Source organism: Croceitalea sp. MTPC5 (genome assembly GCF_036985505.1).
Classification (GTDB): Bacteria; Bacteroidota; Bacteroidia; order Flavobacteriales; family Flavobacteriaceae; genus Croceitalea.
In genome coordinates this window covers 534,437-552,325 of sequence record NZ_BTGQ01000001.1, presented here as the reverse complement: position 1 = coordinate 552,325, position 17,889 = coordinate 534,437, and the positions used below count along the sequence as shown (strand labels likewise).

The 17,889-nt window shown below is 41.0% G+C and carries 15 protein-coding genes; 11 read left to right on the top strand and 4 right to left on the bottom strand.

Annotated features, from left to right (window positions below; genetic code table 11):
- The first annotated feature begins 108 nt into the window (after positions 1–108).
- Entirely contained in the window at positions 109–990 is an 882-nt protein-coding gene (locus tag AACM45_RS02510) for a UDP-2,3-diacylglucosamine diphosphatase (protein ID WP_339140519.1), read from the top strand.
- Here AACM45_RS02510 and AACM45_RS02505 read toward each other — a convergent pair.
- The gene (locus AACM45_RS02505) at positions 979–3,885 is read right to left on the bottom strand and encodes an FAD-binding and (Fe-S)-binding domain-containing protein (protein ID WP_339140517.1); all 2,907 of its coding nucleotides are present in this window, start codon (positions 3,883–3,885) and stop codon (positions 979–981) included. The genes AACM45_RS02510 and AACM45_RS02505 overlap by 12 nt on opposite strands.
- A gap of 89 nt (positions 3,886–3,974) precedes the next feature.
- Here AACM45_RS02505 and AACM45_RS02500 point away from each other — a divergent pair, with 89 nt between their 5' ends.
- Positions 3,975–4,469: a hypothetical protein gene (locus tag AACM45_RS02500; protein ID WP_339140515.1), complete on the top strand. Its 495-nt coding sequence runs from the start codon at positions 3,975–3,977 to the stop codon at positions 4,467–4,469.
- A gap of 87 nt (positions 4,470–4,556) precedes the next feature.
- On the top strand, positions 4,557–5,672 hold the full coding sequence (locus AACM45_RS02495; RefSeq protein ID WP_339140513.1) for a TlpA disulfide reductase family protein: 1,116 nt from the start codon (positions 4,557–4,559) through the stop codon (positions 5,670–5,672).
- Between the two features lie 93 nt (positions 5,673–5,765).
- Here AACM45_RS02495 and AACM45_RS02490 read toward each other — a convergent pair whose 3' ends face one another.
- Together AACM45_RS02490 and AACM45_RS02485 are read right to left on the bottom strand one after the other, a co-directional pair.
- A complete protein-coding gene (locus AACM45_RS02490) occupies positions 5,766–7,403 on the bottom strand; it encodes a hypothetical protein (RefSeq protein WP_339140511.1) in 1,638 nt (545 codons plus the stop codon).
- 147 nt (positions 7,404–7,550) lie between these two features.
- Positions 7,551–8,201 (bottom strand): rhomboid family intramembrane serine protease, encoded by a 651-nt coding sequence (locus AACM45_RS02485; RefSeq protein ID WP_339140509.1) that lies wholly within the window; start codon positions 8,199–8,201, stop codon positions 7,551–7,553.
- 53 nt (positions 8,202–8,254) lie between these two features.
- Here AACM45_RS02485 and AACM45_RS02480 point away from each other — a divergent pair, with 53 nt between their 5' ends.
- From AACM45_RS02480 to AACM45_RS02465, 4 genes are all read left to right on the top strand, one after another.
- Positions 8,255–9,142, top strand: a complete 888-nt coding sequence (locus tag AACM45_RS02480) for a lysophospholipid acyltransferase family protein (RefSeq protein WP_339140507.1) — start codon at positions 8,255–8,257, stop codon at positions 9,140–9,142.
- Positions 9,143–9,180: 38 nt separating this feature from the next.
- Complete coding sequence (locus AACM45_RS02475; RefSeq protein ID WP_339140505.1) at positions 9,181–10,848, top strand: formate--tetrahydrofolate ligase; 1,668 nt, start codon at positions 9,181–9,183, stop codon at positions 10,846–10,848.
- Between the two features lie 146 nt (positions 10,849–10,994).
- Positions 10,995–11,774: an alpha/beta fold hydrolase gene (locus tag AACM45_RS02470; protein ID WP_339140503.1), complete on the top strand. Its 780-nt coding sequence runs from the start codon at positions 10,995–10,997 to the stop codon at positions 11,772–11,774.
- Between the two features lie 71 nt (positions 11,775–11,845).
- On the top strand, positions 11,846–12,310 hold the full coding sequence (locus AACM45_RS02465) for a hypothetical protein (RefSeq protein WP_339140501.1): 465 nt from the start codon (positions 11,846–11,848) through the stop codon (positions 12,308–12,310).
- A gap of 60 nt (positions 12,311–12,370) precedes the next feature.
- Here the strand turns inward: AACM45_RS02465 and glmM are convergent, their stop codons facing one another.
- Positions 12,371–13,759, bottom strand: a complete 1,389-nt coding sequence (glmM, locus tag AACM45_RS02460) for a phosphoglucosamine mutase (RefSeq protein WP_339140499.1) — start codon at positions 13,757–13,759, stop codon at positions 12,371–12,373.
- Positions 13,760–13,831: 72 nt separating this feature from the next.
- Between glmM and AACM45_RS02455 the strand changes: the two genes are divergently transcribed.
- From AACM45_RS02455 to AACM45_RS02440, 4 genes are all read left to right on the top strand, one after another.
- A complete protein-coding gene (locus tag AACM45_RS02455; protein ID WP_339140497.1) occupies positions 13,832–14,425 on the top strand; it encodes an acyl carrier protein phosphodiesterase in 594 nt (197 codons plus the stop codon).
- Entirely contained in the window at positions 14,413–16,095 is a 1,683-nt protein-coding gene (ggt, locus tag AACM45_RS02450) for a gamma-glutamyltransferase (protein WP_339140495.1), read from the top strand. The genes AACM45_RS02455 and ggt overlap by 13 nt, the downstream gene beginning before the upstream one ends.
- Positions 16,096–16,197: 102 nt before the next feature.
- Complete coding sequence (locus AACM45_RS02445) at positions 16,198–17,115, top strand: ATP-grasp domain-containing protein (RefSeq protein ID WP_339140493.1); 918 nt, start codon at positions 16,198–16,200, stop codon at positions 17,113–17,115.
- A 60-nt stretch (positions 17,116–17,175) separates the two neighbouring features.
- The gene (locus tag AACM45_RS02440; RefSeq protein WP_339140491.1) at positions 17,176–17,877 is read left to right on the top strand and encodes a hypothetical protein; all 702 of its coding nucleotides are present in this window, start codon (positions 17,176–17,178) and stop codon (positions 17,875–17,877) included.
- Positions 17,878–17,889 lie beyond the last annotated feature (12 nt).

Sequence of the window (17,889 nt, the reverse complement as noted above, 5' to 3'; positions counted from 1 at the left end):
TTGCTATTTCTTGGTAATATTAACTTAACGATATGCTTATAAATACTTGACCTCAAATTAATTGTAGGTTTATGATTACGTTCGTTCTTTGCAAAAAACTAATCGGTATTGAAAAAGCGTAAGGTAGAGGTAGCGGTAATTTCAGACGTGCATTTGGGCACCTATGGTTGTCATGCGGATGAATTGCTCGCTTATTTGAACAGTATTGACCCTAAAACCCTAGTGCTCAACGGAGATATCATTGATATCTGGCAATTCAACAAGCGTTATTTTCCGCCCTCACATTTACGTGTGGTAAAGAAAATCATCGGAATGGCGGCCAAGGGCACCAAGGTGAATTACATCACCGGAAATCATGACGAAATGCTCAGAAAGCTTGACGGCACTTCTTTGAACAATATTCAAATTTCGAATAAAGTAGTTTTAAACCTAGACGGGAAAAAAGCATGGATTTTTCACGGTGATATTTTTGATGTGTCCATTCAGAATGCCAAATGGCTGGCCAAACTTGGTAGCAAGGGTTATGATTTGTTGATTTTACTGAATCGTATGGTCAATTGGGTACTTCAAAAACTGGGGAAGGGGAAATATTCACTATCCAAAAAAATCAAGGCCAGTGTCAAAGGCGCTGTAAAGTATATCAATAATTTTGAAAAGACGGCCACTGACCTGGCTATAGAGAATCATTACGACTACGTTATTTGTGGGCATATACACCAGCCCAAAAAAGAGCTGTATGAAAACAGGCATGGTAAGACCCTATATTTGAATTCTGGGGATTGGGTAGAAAACCTTACCGCACTTGAATACTCTTTTAAACGCTGGAAGATCTACCATTACGACCATGACAAGTTGTTACCCTTTTATGTGGATGATGATGTGAAGCATATGGATATGGATGAGCTTGTCGCTTCGATATCCGAACAGTCCGCGAGGGAAAACGAGCCTATTCCGTCGTCTGAAAAAATGAAAGCAGATTTAGGGGACTAATGCTTGTTTTAAGATGCTGACGGGGTGCAGTGCGGCTCTTTTGGTGCCATCCATGATTTGATGACGACAACTGGTGCCATTTGCAGCAATTATCGTATCTACCGGTGCTTTTCTAACCGCTGGAAATAATTTTAGTTCCCCAATTCGCATGCTCACATCGTAATGTTCTTTTTCATAACCAAAAGAACCCGCCATACCGCAGCATCCTGATGCAATTATGGTCACTTCATAGTTTTCGGGTAAATTCAAAATATCAAAAGTCACCTTTTGATTGGATAGGGCCTTTTGATGGCAGTGGTTATGGATTTTCACCTGTTTTTGCTCTTTGGTGAAGTAAGTACTGTCCAATTTGCCTTTTTCAATCTCGCGCGCAAGAAATTCCTCTATCAAAAAGCAATTGTCCGCTATTTTATTGGCCAATACGACATCACCATGCAATCTTTTGTATTCGTCCCTAAAAGATAATATGGCTGAAGGTTCCAGCCCAATAACCGGTAAGTTTTTATCTGCGTAGCCACCTAATATTTGACTATTATCGACGGCCAATTGTTTCGCTTCCCTTAAAAAACCTTTCGATAAATAGGTGCGTCCACTCTCGGCATGGAATAGTTCGACCCCGTAACCCAAACCGGTTAAAAGGGAGATGGCATCTTTACCAACTCCGACATCAAGATACTTCGTGAACTCATCTATATAGAGTATGACTTTTCCCTTACTGTTTGACTTAATCTGCAAAGCCTTTAAATAGGATTCAAAATCAAAGTCGTATACTTTTGGAAAACTGCGTGCTGCGGCAACTCCCGATACTTTTTTGAGCAAACTCCCCAAAGGCGACTTATAGACCGTATTCGTCAAGCCAGCTACCTTACTCGCCAACTTATTTATTTTGGTATTATGCGCAAACAACTTACTACGATTAGAGTAACCTTTCGTTTCTTGGTATTGGTACTGAAATTCAGCCTTTAAGCTTGCTATATCAACATTACTCGGACATTCACTGGCACAGGCCTTACAGCTTAAACATAGGTCAAAAACAGTTTTTAGCGACTCATGATCGAATTGGTTGGGCTTATCTGAATTGGTCAAAAACTCCCGCAGCGCATTTGCCCTGGCCCGAGTAGTATCTTTTTCATTTTTGGTCGCATGGTAACTGGGGCACATAGCCCCAGGCATTTGATGTGTTTTGCGACAATCACCGCTTCCGTTGCATTTTTCAGCTGCCTTTAAAATGCCCTCACTATCTGAAAAATCCAATAACGTGCTAATCTTCGGCTCCTCACGGTCTATTTCATATCGCAGTGATTCATCCATAGGAAAAGCATTCACAATCTTGCCCGGGTTAAAGATATTTTGGGGGTCGAACGCCTTTTTAATACGTTTGAGCAACTCGTAATTGCGCTCCCCTATCATTAAGGGGATGAACTCTGCCCTTACAATTCCATCACCATGCTCCCCGCTAAAACTACCTTTATACTTTTTTGTCAATTTGGCAACATCGGTAGTAATGGATCGAAAGAGTTTCACATCGTTCGATTCTTTAAGGTTCAGTATCGGGCGTAAATGCAGTTCCCCTGCCCCAGCGTGGGCATAATACACTGCACTTTGCCTGTACCCTTTCATGATGTGGGTGAATTCTCCAATAAAATCCTTTAAATCCTCCAAGGCTACAGCAGTATCTTCGATACAGGCCACTGCCTTTCGATCGCCGACCATATTACCCAAAAGGCCCAAGCCTGCTTTTCTCAGCTCAATTGCTTTTTGAATGTCGTCACCGTAAAGCACGGGACTCGCATAGCTTAATCCTGATTTCGAAATTGTCTGTTGTAGTTTAGAGACTTCATCTTTAAGTTTTTCTTCGTCATTCGTCTTCACTTCCAACATTAAGATAGCAGCTGGATCACCTTCTACAAAAAATCGATTGGAAAGTTGTTGCCGGTTATTTTTGGTACAATCTAAAATGACCTTATCCATCATCTCGCAGAGATGAAGGCTGTGCTGCATTACTGGGGCGACATCACTCAAACAATCTTCAAGGGTATGGTAATGAGTAGCGACCATAGCAGCAAATCTAGGAGGTAAGGGGTCTAATGCCAAGGTAATCTCCGTGGTGAATGCCAAGGTGCCCTCACTGCCGCTGAGCAACTTGCACATATTGAAGTCTTCATAGGTTTCGTCAAAAACTGAACTCTTTAGCACTTCATCGACAGCGTAACCTGTATTACGCCTATGAATTTGTGGTTTCGGAAACGCCTTCCCAATTTCTTGTTGGGTGTCTTTGTTTGATAGTTCGTTCCATAATGTGGCATAAATCGTTCCCTCTAACCCCGTTTCCTTTGTTTTTTCTTCAAATTCTTTTTTAGACAAGGCCTTGAAAGTCGCTTCGTTTCCGTCAGATAAAACTGTTTTTAAGGTCATTGTCTTGTCTCGGGTCACCCCATATTGAATCGAAGTCGTACCCGAAGAGTTGTTACCCACCATGCCACCGATCATGCAACGGTTCGAAGTAGAGGTATTCGGCCCAAAAAACAAACCATGCGGCCTTAAAAACTGATTGAGCTCGTCGCGCACTACCCCGGGTTGCACCGTTACTTCCCTTTTTTCTTTATCGAGATGTAGAATTTCAGTAAAATGCCTTGAGGTGTCGACCACAATACCGTCCCCAACGCATTGTCCGGCCAAAGAAGTTCCTGCAGTTCTTGGTATTAAACCAATTTGATTTTCAGCAGCGAATGCTATCAATGTTTTGATGTCCCCAATATTTTTAGGATAAGCAACTGCCATAGGCAACTTGCGGTATACAGAAGCATCGGTGGCATAAAGGGCCTTTGTCAAATCATCGTTTAACAATTCCCCATTTAAACTTTGTGAAAGGCTTGAAAACAATTTTTTTTTCAATTTGGAACAATTTTTAGACCGAAAAATAAGTTTAATTTCAACATAGCTGAAACAAAGCTATTCTTAATTTTCAACTAAAAGAGCAACTTATGAAGATTACCACAATTTTTACCTGTGTTTTCGTATTTACAACAGTATTTGTAAGTGCCCAAAGTATCTCAGAACACACCCTTGGGCTCCGCTTGGGGGATAGCGATGGTTTTGGAGCAGAAATATCATACCAAAAATCCATCGGTCGTTACAACAGGGCCGAATTCAATCTCGGAATACGGAACAGTCGTGAATTCAACGCCTTTAAGTTGGCCGGAGTCTACCAATGGGTACACAATTTAGATGGCGGTTTTAACTGGTATTATGGTGTTGGTGGCGGTGTCGGGAGTGTCGATTTTGAGCCCATCCCCAGTGGTGAGGACAACGATGGTATTTTTGTATTCGTAGCAGGTAACCTAGGTATTGAATATGATTTTGATATTCCCTTGTTGATCTCATTGGATATTAGACCTGAGATTGGCTTGTTAGGATTTGATGGATTTGACAACGACTTTCTGTTTGATATTGCTTTAGGACTTCGGTATCAATTTTAAGGCATCATCTTTTTAAAGATTCATAGTGCTTCAATGGAGCACTTTTTTTATGCCTTGTATATAAGTAACTTTGTAAAAAAATATTTTATGTTCAAAAAAATTGCTCTAGGTCTGTTTGCCCTTTTGCTTTTTGCAAAGTGTAACACGAAACCGGAAAGTTTCGAAATAAACGGACAATTTACGGGGGAGATTGAAAATGGAACCAAAGTCTTTCTTAAGACCGCTGATTCCCTAGCCAGAAATCTGATAGAAGTGGATACTGCTGCCATAACGAATGGTACTTTTCAATTTCAAGGGAAGGTTGATGAACCCCGTGTGCATTATATAATGATAGACGGACAAGAAGGTAATTCACCTTTAATTGTAGAGAACGGAAACATCTCTTTTGAGGCACAAAAAGATAGTTTGGCTTTTGCCAAGGTCAAAGGTACCCCACAAAATGTCGTTTTTATGGAGTACTTGGATGAGGGTCGAAAAATGGCATCTATTTCAAAATCATTTAGCAATGATCTTAGAAATGCAAGGTTAAAACAGGATACTGCTGCCATGGAATCATTGCGCGAAGAATACTTCGATTTACAAGAACAGGCCAAGAATTATGAGATTGATTTTATCAAAGAGCACCCAGATGCGTTGATTTCTGTTTTGATTCTTGATAAAACGGTAACCACCAAAGCACTTTCGGTTAAAGAACTGAAAGAACTTTATGATTTTTTGACACCTGAAATAAAGACTACCGAAACGGGAAAGCGTGTCGAAAAGAAACTCAAAGAGTTGTCGGCCACGGCCATAGGTTCCCCAGCTCCGGAATTTTCGGGTCCAACGCCAACCGGTGATGTATTGGCTTTAAGCGAAGTTAAGGGAAAAGTTATCCTCATAGATTTTTGGGCAGCTTGGTGTAAGCCCTGTAGAAGGGAAAACCCAAACATAGTATCGGTTTATAATAAATATAAGGATAAGGGATTGAACATAGTGGGGGTTTCTTTGGATAGGAAAGCGGAGGATTGGACCCAGGCCATAGCGGCGGATGGATTGGAATGGAACCATATCAGCAACCTTCAATATTTTCAGGATCCCATTGCCCAAATGTATAATATCAATGCGATACCCGCAGCTTTTTTATTGGATGAAAATGGGGTTATCATCGCAAAAAACCTAAGAGGTCCCGCCTTGGAAGAAAAGGTTGCAGAACTGCTGAATTGAGAAACTTTCCAATTGAAAAAGTCTAAACGGGTTCATTAATAAAAAGCCGCTATCTAATTTAGATAGCGGCTTTTATTTTGCAATTATTTATATTCAGAATTTACCTTGAATATCCTCAAAATCACCAAGCACGTTGGCATCGGCATCTTTGTCTACGCTTCCGAAGATGTTGACCCTGGAATCTGGGCCAATAAACTCAATGGTAGCCCCTTCTTCCAATATCAGGTCGCCATATATGGTCAAATCTCCCTCGACCCTAAAAGTAGCGTTCTCCCCTACAGTGATATTTCTCCTTCTATTGTTTCTGGCACATATAAATGTTCCGCGCATTTCAAAAAGACCATTTTCGAAAATAGTCACATTATTATTGACCGTCCAAGTCCCACATAATAGTAAGGAACCTTCCACTTCAATCCGACGAAAACGTTTTGATCCACTGTAAGCCAAGGTCTGTGATGCTCCAACACGTAAATTTGAACTTCCAGAATAACGGGGTGTATCCGCACACCTCGCTTCTAAATCGTCAGAAGGTTTGTTCATTTTTATGATTTGGAGTCCTTCCCGCCCTGAAGCAGCAAAAATATAATCTCCCTTTGATGCCACATAGTTGATGGAACCGTCCAATTCTATGATACCAACCAAATCTACAGAACCATTATCCTCAGAGAGGCATAGTCCCGCTCCCCCGTTGGCCATTAACAATGCCCCATCGTTCAATGCAGTTGCATTGGTAACAATATTCGTGTCTGCAACGTCATCTGGCCTAATAAGTATGGGTACGTATTCTTGAAACGCACCAGTATTCGCATTGTATATACCTGCACCCCTTTCCCCTTCTGCCACAACAATTTGGTTTCCAGAGAAATCAAGGGTTCTCTTATCCGCCACCCTAAAATCAGAGTTGATGGCAATTTGGTTGGTCATCTCTAGATTATCGTCTAATACCAATACGCCAATACTAGCATCCAATACCATGGTTCTCCCTTCTTTGGCGACTACCGATCGTAAATCTTGATAAGGGGCCTCGGTAATAATCTCTAAGCTATTTTTATCAAATGCAGTCACATAACCGTCTTTTCCACTGGTCATGAGCACATTTTCATTCGTAACCGAGATATCCGTGGCCACAAACCCCTCTTGAAAGCCATAAGTGATTCCGCCACTAAAATCAAACCTGCCATTGAATACGGGAAGTTTGGCAACAAATGAGTTTGCCGTCGCCAATGCCGATTTTTCAGCATCCACACCACCTACGGCATAAACAAAACCATTGTCGTATTGTAATGAGCTGATGTCAGCATTGGTATAATACAGACGTGAAGTGATCCGAGGCCTATTGGGGTCGCCTACGTAAATGATGTCAATACCACCGGCATATATGTCATTTACCGTATTGTAAGAAACATAGGCATAGTCACCGTCAATGTGCACATGGGATGCGGTTAGATTTTCCCCACCACCGCTGTACGAAGGAGGTTGCACTTGGGCAACCAACGTCAACGGGTAATCACCGGCCTGTTCATCGACAAATCTTGCCTGTTCCCCTCCATTAGTGTCTTCTCCATAGATTTCAAGAACACCACTTTTATCAAAAACAAGACTGTTTTCCAATACGGCATTATTGGTTTCTAGTTGTAGGTTATCGGTTTCCTGCTCAAAAACAGTGGTAGTATCAGAACATGAAAAAATAAAAAGCACCAATACAAGAACCGGGGGTAATTTCTTATACATAACTAGTAGGTTTGGTTTGTAAGTTCACTATCTAACGTGCAAGTTCTAAACTTATTACCGCATGAAAACCAGATTTCGACGAACGACAACCTACTGCATGTGAACGAATCAAAAATTACTTTAAGTGTATTCGCCCGCTACTTTACTTTAGATTTTGCTCATTTTTGCTAAAACGAAGAGAATAACAATGGGAAGTGCCAATAATAGCACCATAAGCGTATCCGTAACCAAAAGACTCGGTCTGAAGAGTAACGTGATCACATAGCCCCCAATGGCCCCGCCAAAATGTGCGGTATGTCCAATATTGCCCAAGCGGCTCTTCATTCCGTAAATGGAATACAACAGATATCCAATACCGAGAACATAAGCTGGTAGGGGAATCGGAATGAACAAAATACCCAATTGCATATCGGGTTTTAAAAGAATGGCTGCATACAATATACCCGTTACCGCCCCGCTAGCCCCAACTGCACTATAGTAAGGCTCATCTTTATGAAAAAACAAAGCCAGTAAACTACCCGCTACAAGACTGATAAAATAAATGATCAAAAATTTGGTCGGTCCGAACCAAGTAATGACCACATTCGCAAAAAAATAGAGCGTGAACATATTGAAAAAAAGATGCGATATGTCAACATGTAAAAAACCTGACGTAAACATACGTTCCCGTTGGCCGGCTTTAATGGCCCCGATACTGAACTTATATCGTTCAAAGAAATTTTGATCGTTGAAACCACGAAGTGAAACCAATACATTGGCGGCTATAATCGCTATTGTAGCTAAATGCAAATTATACATGGCAGCTTAAGTTTGGCGTCAAATATAGCTATATTTGCGCATACGTTTTTTACATGCAATTGTTAGTTTTCTATCTGGTTTACCCCATACTCTGGGTAATCTCGAGACTTCCATTCAAAATTATTTATACGATTTCAGATGTACTGTTCCATCTTATTTATACAGTCATCGGATATCGTAAAAAAGTAGTACAGAATAATTTGGAATTGGTTTTTCCCGATAAATCAAAAGATGAAATTCTCAAGATCCAGAAAAAATTCTATCGCCATATGTGTGATATGTTTTTAGAAATGATCAAAACCCTTGGTATTTCCAATGAAGAGATGCAACGGCGTTATAAGATTACCAATATTTCCGTTTTAAACGAATTGGAGCAAAATGGATACAACTGTATGACCATGATATCGCATTATGCCAGTTGGGAATGGGCCTTGTCCATAAACACACAAATGGATTCCCATGGCTATGGCATTTATCAAAAAATCCAAAATAAATATTTCGACAGACTAATTCGTGATATCAGGGGAAAGTTCGGCACCAGGCTTATCAGAACTTATGAGGCCCCCCGTATTATTTCAAGACTGTCGAAGGGTGAAGAAACCTTTACAGTAGGTATTTTAAGCGACCAATCGCCCATGGTTTCCAGAACCAAGTATTGGCGAAAATTCATGGGTATAACGGTTCCTGTGCATGTGGGAGGGGAAGAGCTCTGTAAAAAGTACAATTTGATTCCGCTCTATCTTAAGGTTAGGAAATTAAAAAGGGGGCACTATGAAGCTACCTTCAAATGCCTTACCGAAACACCAAGTACAGTACCGAATTATGAAATAACGGATGCTTTTCTAGCCGAGACTGAAAAAGCCATATACGAAGCCCCCGAATATTATTTTTGGACCCACAAACGTTGGAAGCATCGAGGTAAACAGCAAAATGCGGTTTGAATTGGTTTTTTGTATCTTCTTAGCCAATTTAATTGAAAATGACCGACCTTGAAATTGCTCGAAAAGTAACGTTAAGACCTATTGCGGAAATAGCTGGGAAATTTGGTGTTCAACACAATGATTTAGAGCCATACGGAAAGTATAAGGCCAAATTACCATTATCATTGATCAATAAGGAAAAAGTCGCCGAATCAAATTTGATCTTGGTATCGGCCATATCCCCTACTCCTGCTGGTGAGGGAAAAACGACCATGTCCATCGGATTGACGGAAGGGTTGAATCAGCTTGGCAAAAAGACGACTGTCGTGCTACGGGAACCATCATTAGGTCCGGTTTTCGGAATCAAAGGGGGAGCGACCGGTGGTGGATATTCGCAAGTATTGCCCATGGAAGATATCAATCTTCATTTTACCGGTGATTTTTCCGCTATTGAAAAAGCGCATAACCTTTTGGCCGCTTTAATAGATAACAATATTCAGAGTAAGACAACTTCACTTAACCTCGACCCAAGAACAATTTCTTGGAAACGTGTTATCGATATGAACGACCGTGCCCTAAGGCATACCATAGTAGGATTGGGCGGTACTGGTTCTGGAATACCCAGGGAAACAGGTTTTGATATTACCGCTGCCTCTGAGATCATGGCCATTTTATGTTTGGCGGGGGATTTGATGGACCTCAAAAAAAGATTGGGTGCTATTTTTATTGGATACACCTTTGACAAAAAGCCCATTTATGCTCGTGACTTAAAGGCTGAAGGGGCCATGACGGCATTATTAAAAGAGGCCCTACAACCTAATTTAGTTCAAACCATTGAGGGAAACCCAGCTATTATCCATGGTGGACCTTTTGCCAATATTGCCCAGGGAACCAATTCGGTCATTGCTACCCGAATGGGCATGACCTTTTCAGATTATGTCGTGACCGAGGCTGGATTTGGATTTGACCTTGGTGCTGAAAAGTTCTTTGACATCAAGTGTCAAAGTGCAGGGTTATCGCCAAAAGTAGTAGTGCTTACCACTACGATACGAGCCTTAAAATACCATGGGTGTGCTGCCCTAGACCGACTAAAAGAAAAAGATACGGAGGCACTCTTAAAGGGGATGCCCAATTTAGAGAAACACATTGAAAACATAAAACAGTTCAATGTTACACCAATAATCGCCATCAATAAGTTTGTGTCCGATAGTGATGAAGAAATAGCATTGGTACGAAAAATCGCAGCAAAGCTCGATGTCGAAGTTGCGCTCGCTGAAGGTTGGGAAAAAGGAGGCAAGGGAACTTTGGACTTGGCAAAAAAGGTAATTGCAATAGCCGAGAAATGTACCACGCAATTCACACCAATGTATCGATGGGATACCCCGGTTAAAGAGAAGATAACGCAGATTGCTACTAAAATTTATGGTGCACGTCATGTTGATTACGCTGCTCAAGCCCTGCGGGACTTGAAGAAAATCGAAGATCTGGGATTGGACCACTTGGCGATATGTATCGCCAAAACACAAAAATCGCTCTCTGATAATCCAAAATTATTGGGGCGACCAAAAGACTTTATAATTACCGTTCGGGAAATCGAAATTGCAGCGGGAGCGGGCTTCTTAATCCCTATAACGGGAAGCATCATGCGAATGCCCGGGTTACCTGCGCATCCTTCTTCAGAAAAAATCGATGTTGATTCTGAAGGAAATATTACAGGACTCTTTTAAAAGTTGTAATTTTCAGTAAGTTTTTCGACTAAAAAACCGATTTTTCACAATCTCAACTCAACCAAAAGGTCTTGAAGAAAGTTTTAAAAAAAAGATATTTCATTTTCCTTTTTTTGATTGCCTATGTTTCATTCAACCATTCTTGTTTGACTTTAAGATCCTCTAAAAAAGAGACTGCCCGTTATTTTCAAGAGAAAGGTGTTGCGTACATTGATTCAACCGTCTTGATTGGGAAGCGAAAGCTCCACTACCTCGAAACCGGCAAAAAAGATGCACCGAACTTGGTCTTCATACATGGGTCCCCAGGAAGTTGGGATGGCTGGAAGGCTTACCTATCAGACTCCATTCTAATGGATGATTATAGGCTTATTGCCCCAGATAGACCTGGCTTTGGTAAAAGTAATTTTCGTCGAAGTTTATCGCTTGAACCACAAGCGAAAATTTTGAACGAACTATTGACCCAACTTGATAATGGAAAACCCATCACCTTGATAGGGCATTCTTATGGAGGGCCATTAATTGTAAAAATGGCGTTGGAGAACCCGAAATTCTATGAAAACCTAGTTATTCTGGCAGGTGCGCTCGACCCTGAAGCGGAGAAGCCGGAAAAATGGCGAAAGCCTTTGCTTTATTTCCCTTTAAAACACCTGGTTCCGGGGGCATTAAGGCCTTCTAATGATGAGCTTTGGGCACTTAAAAAAGACTTGTTTGAACTACAACCCGAACTCCACCAACTTTCTGAAAGGGTTCTGATCATACACGGTACGGTCGACAATCTGGTTCCCTATCAAAATGTCGGTTATATGGAACGTGAATTTACCAACGTCGATACCTTAAAAACCATCACCTTGCAAGATGAAAGGCATTTCATTGTTTGGGAAAGGGAAAAATTGGTCAAAGACTCCATTCTTTCCTTTATCGAATAATCATTTTAAATTTTTTCACTCTTTTCTGTAAGCTTTCAATCGGTACGTGCGACCTACCCAAAAAAAATGCTATGAAAAAGATTTTTTATGTAATCGTATTTGCTTTCACCATAGGTTTTAATCTTAACGCACAAGATTTCAATACGATACCGTACAATACCCAACTGAAATCATTCGCTGATGGATGGTACCAACTTGAATTGGAAGGTGTACAATTGGATGTTGAATTGCGGGCCGGTAAGTATGTCAAAGGAAACGTGACTTGGCCTGATGGCGCTTCGTACTCAGGAGGGCTTTCTGGAGCTAAACTTTCAGGAAAAGGTACTTATGTTTGGTCAAATGGCCATCGCTATGAAGGCGCTTTTAAAAACCATCAACGTCACGGTATAGGTTCTCAAATTGATGCCGATGGCATGAAATGGAGCGGTAAATGGAAAGGAAATCAAAAAAACGGAAAGGGAAAGGTATTTGATCCTAACGGTATGGTTACCCAAAAAGGAGTTTGGGCCTCAGACGAATTGGTGGCCAGAAAATAATCTTTATTCATAAACAGAATGCACAAAGAAAGTGGCTTATGCGACACTTTCTTTGTTGCTTTACAAGTTTGCGATTTCTTTTATTTGACCTATAATACGTTCCGCTAGTCCATCCGCTTCCTTTTGACTCTTTGCCTCTGTGTAAATGCGTATGATTGGTTCCGTATTTGATTTACGTAGATGCACCCAATTCTGGGGAAAATCAATTTTCACACCATCAATGGTCGAAACATCTTCATTCTTATATTTTTCGGCCATAGCACTTAAAATTCCGTCTACATCTAATTCGGGGGTCAATTGAATCTTATTTTTACTCATGAAATAGCTTGGGTAACTTGCCCGCAATTCGGCAACCGTACCTCCCTTTTCGGCCAGTAACATCAAAAACAAGGCAGTACCTACCAAAGAATCACGGCCATAATGGCTTTCGGGGTAAATAATACCGCCATTGCCCTCACCACCAATGATGGCATCAGTGGCTTTCATTTTTGCGACTACATTCACTTCACCAACAGCAGCAGCTTCATAGGTGCCTCCATGCTGCTGTGTGATATCGCGAAGTGCCCTGGAAGAAGAAAGGTTGGAAACGGTATTCCCTTTGGTCTTACCCAGCACATAATCAGCACAGGCTACGAGGGTATACTCTTCTCCGAACATTTCCCCATCATTACTGATGAAGGCCAAACGATCCACATCGGGATCCACGACGATACCAAAATCAGCACCTTCTTTGACCACCAAGCCACAAATGTCACCAAGATGTTCTTTTAAAGGTTCAGGGTTGTGGGGAAAGTGCCCGGTAGGATCACAATAAAGTTCAATTACCTCTGCACCCAGCTCTTTCAATAACTTCGGTATCGCAATACCCCCTGTACTGTTTACACCATCAACGACCACTTTGAATTTTTTAGCTCGAATAGTGTTGGCATCTACCAATGGTAATTTTAAGACCTCATCAATATGTATATCTATATATGCGTCGTTTCTGACGATACTTCCTAAATCATCCACTTCGGCGAAATCAAAAGCTTCCTTTTCTGCCAACCCTAAAATTAGGGCCCCTTGTTCGGCATCTAAAAACTCCCCTTTCTCATTTAACAGTTTTAAGGCGTTCCATTCTTTCGGATTATGACTTGCCGTCAATATGATTCCACCATCAGCACCCTCAATAGGCACGGCAATTTCTACGGTTGGTGTTGTCGATAGCCCTAAATCAATAACATCAATACCCAAGCCCACCAAAGTGGACACCACCAAATTTTGTATCATCTCACCAGACAATCGGGCATCTCGACCGATAACTACTTTCAGTTCTTCTTTCTGTGCATATTGCTTTAACCAGGTTCCATAAGCAGCGGCGAATTTAACCGCATCGATTGGGGTAAGGTTATCCCCTGTGCTTCCTCCAATAGTTCCCCTAATTCCTGAAATGGATTTTATTAATGTCATGGTGTTTATAAAGTTTTTGCAAATATAGATTGATGACTGTTATTACGTGTACCTTATTCGTAAATTCCAACAGTGAATTTTTTGGCACACATATATCTATCATTTGATCATCCTGAAATTACATTGGGCAATTTTTTTGCAGATCATATTCGTGGCAATAAATACAAACACTTACCGCTTACCATTCAAAAAGGTATTTTACTACATCGCGAAATAGATACTTACACGGATACCCATCCTATACCTAAAAAAAGTAGCAAACGTCTTCACAAGAACTATGGCCATTACAGTCGTGTTATCGTGGATATTTTTTATGATCATTTTTTAGCAAAAAATTGGAAGGAATATTCGAACGTACCCCTAAAGGAATATGTTCAAGTGTTTTACCACTTATTGGAAAAGAATTATGAACTATTGCCTTCAAAAACCCAAAATATGATGCCTTTTATGCTGGCTGATGATTGGTTGTACAATTATTCGAATTTAAAGGGGATATCCCAAGTATTGGAAGGCATGAACCGAAGAACGAAGAATAGATCTAAAATGAATCTTGCCACACGGGATTTAGAGATGTATTATTCCGATTTTGAAAAGGAGTTTACCGCTTTTTTTGAAGAATTGATTACCTTTTCACGACATAAATTTAACTCACTATGCGAAAACTAATACTACTTTTCATTGTCATCCCATTAATCAATTGTCGAAAGGCTCCGGTGATACCTACCGGCGAAATAGCCGAAAAGGCGATGGTCGTCTCCGCTCGCGAGGAAGCTTCAAGAATTGGGGTTGAAATCATGCAAAAGGGAGGAAACGCTTTTGATGCCATGGTTGCTACGGAGATGGCATTGGCAGTTGCCTATCCATTTGCAGGTAATCTAGGCGGTGGTGGTTTTATGGTCTATCGAAATGCAAATGGCGACGTAGGCGGATTGGATTATCGCGAAAAGGCGCCTTTAGCGGCCCATGCCGATATGTATTTAGATTCATTGGGCGATGTTATACCCAACATGAGTACGGTTGGAGCTACTGCAGTTGGCGTACCAGGCACGGTAGCAGGTGTCATTGAGGTCCATAAAAAGTATGGTTCTTTATCATTGGTCGAAATTTTGGAACCGGTAATTGCCCTGGCCAAAAAAGGGGTTGTCGTTACTGAAAAACAAGCGAAAAGATTGGATAGTTATAAAGAACGCTTCGTTGCGGTAAATGGTGATAGCACCAAATTTGCCCAAGGATATGCCGAAGGCGATACTATAAAATATCCAGAACTGGCAAATACCTTGACCAAAATCATGAAGGAAGGGCATGATGGTTTTTACAAAGGTACCGTAGCAGAAAAAATAGCTTCTTTTGTTCAAGAAAATGGGGGGTTCATCACCAAAGAGGATTTGGAAAAGTATAAAGCGATATGGCGTTATCCGGTAATATTTACGTACAAGGATTTAAAGATCATATCCATGAGTCCACCTAGTAGCGGGGGCGTTACCATGAATCAGATGTTCAAAATGATGGAACCCCACGATTTGGCATCTTATGGTCATAATTCAGAAAAAACAATCCAAGTGTTTACCGAATCGGCCAGAAGGGCCTATGCGGATAGAAACTACTTTTTAGGAGACCCTGATTTTGTGGATATCCCATTGGATATCCTGCTTTCAAAAGACTATTTGACCGAGCGTATGGAAAGCTTTTCATTTGAGGGGGCAACCTCGTCCGCTGATGTTTCGCATGGCGAAGTTGAAATAATCGAAAGTATGGAAACGACCCATTACTCCATAGTCGATGCAGAAGGTAATGCCATTTCGGCAACCACCACCTTGAACGGGGGGTATGGTTCAAAACTATACTCTGAAGAATTAGGTATTTTCTTTAATAATGAAATGGATGATTTCAGTGCAAAACCCGGGGTACCCAATATGTTTGGGTTAATCGGTGCAGAAGCAAATAGCATAGCCGCTGAAAAAAGAATGCTAAGTTCAATGACACCAACGATTGTGGAAAAGGATGGCAGATTATGGCTGGTGGTAGGTACACCAGGCGGATCTACGATTATTACTGCGGTAGCGCAGACCATTTTAAACACCTATGAATTTAATTTAAGCATGCAAGAGGCGGTAAACGCCCCTCGCTTTCATCATCAATGGCTGCCTGATGTCATTATGTTTGAAGAAGAAGGTTTTTCCCTAGAATTAAAAGACGGGCTCAAAGCCAAGGGCTACCAAATTTTGGAAGGAAGAACCCCTATTATTGGTAAAGTAGATGCCATAAAGGTACTTGCTGATGGACGTTTGGAGGGGGGTGCCGATAAACGTGGGGATGACAAGGCAGTTGGGTTTTAAAATTCAAGTTCAAATGTTAAGTTCAAATTCATCAAAGTCTATTGAAATACACCAATCCAATGTAAAAAAGGAATTTTGTGAATTACATTTCAAAAAGGGAGTATGAGGTTTGATATTACCTTGTTGACGGAGCAGAAATATATCGCGCCGGCCAAAATCGACACCTATAATACAAATATCATGTTAGAAGACAAATTGGTCTTCGACGCCCTTACTGAGATAGGACTCAAGGTGAATCGTGTGGCATGGAACGATGTTGATTTTGACTGGAATACAACAAAATTTGCCTTGTTCAGAACCACTTGGGATTATTTTGACCATTTAGATGCATTTTCCAATTGGTTTGTAAAGACCGCCAAACAGACCACTTTCATAAATTCTAAAGACCTTATTGATTGGAATATTGACAAACATTATTTAAGGGATTTGGAAAATAAAGGGATTGCTATACCCAATACCCTTTTTATGGAACCCAAAGAAGACCTTAATTTGTTGCAAGCAATTCAAAAAGCTAAGGATTCCCATGGTTTTAATACGGACACTTTTGTATTAAAGCCCTGCATTGCGGCCGGGGCGAGGCACACCTATAAATTTCATTATTCCAACTGGGAAAAATTAAATCAAACCTTTAAGGATTTGATTTCACAAGAAGCTTTGATGCTCCAAGAATTTCAGAAGAATATCGTTACCAAAGGTGAGGTTTCCATGATGCTTTTTGAGGGAAGGTTTACCCATGCCGTATTGAAAACTGCCAAAAAGGGTGATTTTAGGGTTCAAGATGATTATGGAGGTGCCGTTCATGAATATAAGGTAAACCAAAGGGAGATTTCCTTTGCTGAAAAGGTTATAAAGGCCTGTCCAGAACTACCATTATATGCCCGAGTGGATATTTTTGAGGATAATTCAGGGGAAATTGTCCTGGCAGAGCTTGAACTGTTCGAGCCAGAGCTTTGGTTTCGCTTGAATACTGAAGCCGCCAAATATTTCGCAAAAAGGTTAAAAGAAAGGTATTTCAGATGAAACAGGTATTTCGAAATGTTGAACGGTGTCAATTGCAATTAATCACTAAAACGTAGTCGGATGAAAAAGCTTTTAAAATACCTTGGCGTATTCTTGGGTCTTGTGCTCGTATTTCTAGTCGTATTTGCCTGGATAAAAAACGAACCCTTACCTAAGGGTAGACAAGGTCAAGAAGCCGATGAATTGGCTCGAAAAATGCTTGCCGCATTGAATTATAAGGCCTACGAAGATACCCGGTATTTGGAATGGTCATTTCAAGGTGGTGCCAACAAGTATGTCTGGGATAAGAAACTGGGTAGCGTTAAGGTTAGTTGGAAAGACTATGCCGTTCACCTCAATTTAATCAATACATCCCAGAGCACGGTGCTGCGAAAAGATACTCAAATAATGGGCTCGAAAAAAGCAAAGCTTATTGAAAAGGCACTTAACTATTTTAATAATGATTCCTTTTGGTTGGTGGCACCATACAAGGTTTTTGACAAGGGCACGAAAAGAAGCTTGGTAGTATTGGAAGATGGCACGAACGGTCTTTTGGTCACTTATGAAAGTGGAGGTAGCACTCCGGGGGATAGTTATCTGTGGCGATTGAATCCCAACGGATTCCCCAACAGCTATAAAATGTGGGTTCAGATAATTCCGATTGGTGGATTGGAGGCTAGTTGGGATGACTGGATGGTTAGTGAAAGTGGGGCTTTTTTACCAAAATCACATTCCCTTGGCCCTATGTCACTTGGTATGGGAGATGTTCGGGGGTATAACTAGTCAATTCAACTT